The organism is Arthrobacter sp. Hiyo1, from assembly GCF_001263615.2.
In the GTDB taxonomy this organism is placed as follows: Bacteria; Actinomycetota; Actinomycetes; order Actinomycetales; family Micrococcaceae; genus Arthrobacter.
The window spans coordinates 703940-707943 of the sequence record NZ_DF952469.1 but is presented as its reverse complement, the minus strand read 5'-3'; the positions used below and the strand labels follow the sequence as shown (position 1 = coordinate 707943).

Genomic DNA, 4004 nt, shown 5'->3' with positions numbered 1-4004 from the left:
GGTTGAGCAGCGGGTAGTGCTTGGCGCACTCGTCCGGATCGATGAGCCGGCCTTCCACACCCCACGACGCCGCGTAGCCCAGCTTGCGCTTGAGGTCCTCCAGGCGCCCTGGCGTGGTGGCGACCTCGAGGCCGCCCACCTGGTTGAAGCAGGAGACGCCGGAATCGCTGAGGGAGAGCAGCTTGTCCACGGTGTAGGAAGCGAATTCGGTCATGGCCTTGGAGGCGTTGGTCTGGAACACGAGGCCGGGGGCGTGCGAGGTTGAGCCACCCGCCAACGTCAACGGGCCCTGCTCGACCACGGTGATGTTGGTCCAGCCGCGGGTGGACAGCTCATCCGCAAGATTGGCGCCGACGATGCCGGCTCCGATAATGACGACGCGGGGTGATGTGGACATGCGTGTTGCTCCTGAGGTAAGTCGTATCGAAGTTTGGGGCTCGCCGGAAGCTAGACGTGGCCGTCGACGGTCAACCCGGGCGGCAGGTTGGGCTCGTCCTCGGATTCCTTGACCATGATCTGGCCGTCCACTACCAGGACTTCGTGGACCCTGACGGGCAGTTTGGCGGGAGGCGCATCGGCGGCTCCCGTGCGGAGATTGAACTTTGAAGCATGGAGGGGGCACTCCACCCAGCAGTCCTCCACCCAGCCGTCGGCGAGTGAGGCGTCTTGGTGCGTGCAGGTGTCGTCGAGGGCAAAGAGTTCGCCTTCTTCGGTGTGGAATACGGCAATCGGCGGAGACGTCTCGAGTCGAATCGCGTCCCCCGGAGCCAACGAGCTAAGCGGACAAGCACTGTGCATCTCACGAACCTCTTTCACCGGATTGGTCGAAAACCTGCGGGTGGTTGTTTCATGATCAACGAAGATCACAATACGCAACAGAGTGATGGACCTCACAGGGGCTTGTCAAGAGGTGGAAATTACTGCGCAGATTGCTTGACACGCGATGTGAAGGCCGTCACACTGTTTCGCATAACGAAGTTCGTTGCGTAATGCGCAATAAAATTTCGAACGGCTCAACGAGGAGGAAGCCATGGAAACATTGGCCATCGTGGGCGCATCATTGGCTGGACTTTCCGCCGCCCGCGCTGCCCGCGCGCAGGGTTTTTGTGGCCGGCTGATCATCATTGGAGATGAGCAGCAGCGGCCCTATGACCGTCCGCCCCTGTCCAAGGAGTTCCTGGCAGGAAAGATCGGCATCAAGCACTTGATGTTGGAAGCGGAAGAGGGGGGAATGGCGGATCCCCTGCAGGCTGAATGGCTGTTGGGCTCGCCTGCGAAGAGCTTTGACGCGGCCAGCAGGACCATCACCCTAGGCAACGGACGCACGGTGGTGGCCGACGGCGTCGTGATCGCCACCGGAGCTTCGGCCCGCACCCTGCCCGAACTTGCGGGCCTATCCAACGTCTTTACTCTGCGGACTCTCGAGGATGCGCAGGACCTGGCTCCGGAACTCGTTCCGGGCGGCCGCCTGTTGGTGGTTGGCGCAGGCTTCATCGGCGCGGAAGTGGCGTCAACGGCCAAGGGCCTGGGAATGGACGTGACCATTATCTGCAAGAGCCCGATCCCGCTAAGCGCTCCGATCGGTCCGGAGATGGCTGGCGTCATGGCCACGCTCCATGGGATCAATGGAGTGGAACTGATTTGTGACACGGGAATCGACTCGTATTACAGCTACGAAGGAAATGTGACCGGCGTCCGGCTCAGCGATGGACAGTACCGTTCCGCCGACGTCGTACTTCTCGGAATCGGTGCGGTCCCCAACGTCGGGTGGCTGGCCGGTTCGGGGCTGGCGATCGACGACGGCGTCACGTGCGATTCGATGGGACGGACAAACGTCCCCGGCGTGGTCGCCGTGGGAGACTGCGCGGCCTGGTACGACGAACGCAGCGGGCAGCACCATCGCGTGGAGCATTGGAGCGGCGCCCAGGAACGTGCCGCCCTTGCCGTGACAGGGCTCTTGGATCACTCAGCAGCACCCCAACCGCTCAACCTGCCGTACTTCTGGTCGGACCAGTACGGAGTAACGCTCCAGTTCGCCGGCCATGCGCGGGACGCGGAGCGCGTCGAAATTGAGGCAGGGCAGCTCGAGAACCACAGCTTCCTGGCCGTGTACTACCGGGGCGAGGAACCAGTGGGCGTACTAGGTGTGAACCAGCCGCGACTGTTCACCCGTTGGCGCCGGCAACTCAACGCCCGCAATGCCCCGCGCGTCCTGGCAACCCCTTAGTCCTCTCGAGCGCCAACCACGTTCATCACTGAATAGGAGTCAGCATGACCACTGAAGTTGTTTCCCCCAGCCTGATCCCCACTCTCCCCGGCCACACTTATGTCAGTGAAGACATCTTCCGTGCCGAGCAGGAACACATCTTCGAACAAATGTGGTTCTGCGCTGTGCGGACCGCGGACCTGGAAAAGGCCGGCTCGTTCAAAACCGTGCAGATCGGCCGTGAGAGCGTACTCATCAACCGCACCCGCAAGGGAGAGATCCGCGCGTTCTACAACATCTGCCGGCACCGTGGCGTGAAGCTGTGCATGGAGGAGTCCGGCGAGGCCAACCGCTCGTTCCAGTGCCCGTACCACGCCTGGACCTACGATCTTGAGGGGAAGCTCATCGCGGCCCCGAACCTCACCAAGATGCCGGATATCGATCGAAACGAATACGGGCTGGTCAAGGTCCACGTCCGGGAATACATGGGCTACGTCTGGGTCAGCCTCGCGGATGAGCCGCCGTCGTTCGAAGAAGACGTCATGGGCGCGATCGAGGAGCGCCTAGGGGATCTGAGGGCTGTCGACGACTATGACATCGCGAACCTGAGCCTTGGCCGGCGCATCAAGTACGACGTGAAGGCCAACTGGAAGCTCATCATCGAAAACTTCATGGAGTGCTACCACTGCGCCACGATCCACCCCGAACTCACCGAAGTCCTGCCCGAGTTCGCCGACGCCTGGCGGCGCAGTATTTTGTGGGCCACGGCGCCGAGTTCGGTGACGACATCAAGGGCTTCACGATTGATGGTTCCGAAGGCCTGGATCGGATTCCCGGAGTCGGCGACGACCACGACCGCCGGTACTACGCAGTGACCATCAAGCCGAATGTCTTCGTCAACCTTGTTCCGGACCACGTCATCATCCACCGCATGTTCCCGCTGGCTGCCGACCACACGATCGTCGAATGCGACTGGCTGTACCTGCCCAGCGTCGTGGAATCCGGCAAGGACGTGAGCGCTTCGGTGGAGCTCTTCCACCGGGTCAACGAGCAGGACTTCGACGCCTGCGAACGCTGCCAGCCGGCCATGGGCTCCAAGATCTACGCCAAGGGCGGCGTCCTGGTACCGAGCGAGCACCACATTGAGGCGTTCCACAGCTGGGTCACGAGCAAGATCGCCGACGTCCCCGCCGACAGCTAGCCTGAGGAATGTCTGTCGTCGTAACGAGTAACCCGGAACCTAGGAAAGGGACGCAAGCCAATGGTTCATAAAGTAAAAGCGGTCATCGCCAAGGAAAAGAACGCCCCGGTCACGCTGGAGACCATCCTGGTGCCGGACCCTGGTCCGGGGGAGGCGCTGGTGGACATCCTCACCTGCGGTGTCTGCCACACCGACCTGCACTACAAGCAGGGCGGCATCACCGATGATTTCCCCATCCTGCTCGGCCACGAAGCCACCGGCGTGGTCAGCGCCGTTGGCCCGGACGTCACCGATGTGGCGCCGGGGGACAGGGTCATCCTGAACTGGCGCGCCGTGTGCGGGGAATGCCGGGCGTGTGCCAAGGGCCAGCCGCAGTACTGCTTCAACACGCACAATGCCACCCAGAAGATGACCCTGGAGGACGGCACGGAACTGACCCCGGCACTGGGGATCGGCGCCTTCGCGGAGAAGACCCTCGTAGCCGCCGGGCAGTGCACCAAAGTGGACGACGACGTCGATCCCGCCGCCGTCGGGCTGCTCGGCTGCGGCGTGATGGCAGGAATCGGTGCCGCCATCAACACCGGCGAGGTCAAGCGG

4 protein-coding genes and 1 pseudogene are annotated in these 4004 nt (G+C 62.6%); 3 read left to right on the top strand and 2 right to left on the bottom strand.

The features are described 5' to 3' along the window. The coding region (locus AHiyo1_RS07600) for an NAD(P)/FAD-dependent oxidoreductase (RefSeq protein ID WP_148667499.1) at window positions 1–397 on the bottom strand (397 nt) is incomplete at its 3' end. 50 nt (window positions 398–447) lie between these two features. Continuing rightward, window positions 448–798: a bifunctional 3-phenylpropionate/cinnamic acid dioxygenase ferredoxin subunit gene (locus AHiyo1_RS07595; RefSeq protein ID WP_059388150.1), complete on the bottom strand. Its 351-nt coding sequence runs from the start codon at window positions 796–798 to the stop codon at window positions 448–450. Between the two features lie 232 nt (window positions 799–1030). Here AHiyo1_RS07595 and AHiyo1_RS07590 point away from each other — a divergent pair, with 232 nt between their 5' ends. The 3 genes and pseudogenes from AHiyo1_RS07590 to AHiyo1_RS07580 form a co-directional block, all read left to right on the top strand. Then, window positions 1031–2227, top strand: coding sequence for an NAD(P)/FAD-dependent oxidoreductase (locus AHiyo1_RS07590; protein WP_059388149.1), 1197 nt, complete (start codon window positions 1031–1033; stop codon window positions 2225–2227). 44 nt (window positions 2228–2271) lie between these two features. After that, window positions 2272–3407 (top strand): annotated as a pseudogene (locus AHiyo1_RS28205) (aromatic ring-hydroxylating oxygenase subunit alpha). Between the two features lie 60 nt (window positions 3408–3467). After that, on the top strand, window positions 3468–4004 hold a 537-nt coding region (locus tag AHiyo1_RS07580; protein WP_148667498.1), incomplete at its 3' end, for an alcohol dehydrogenase catalytic domain-containing protein.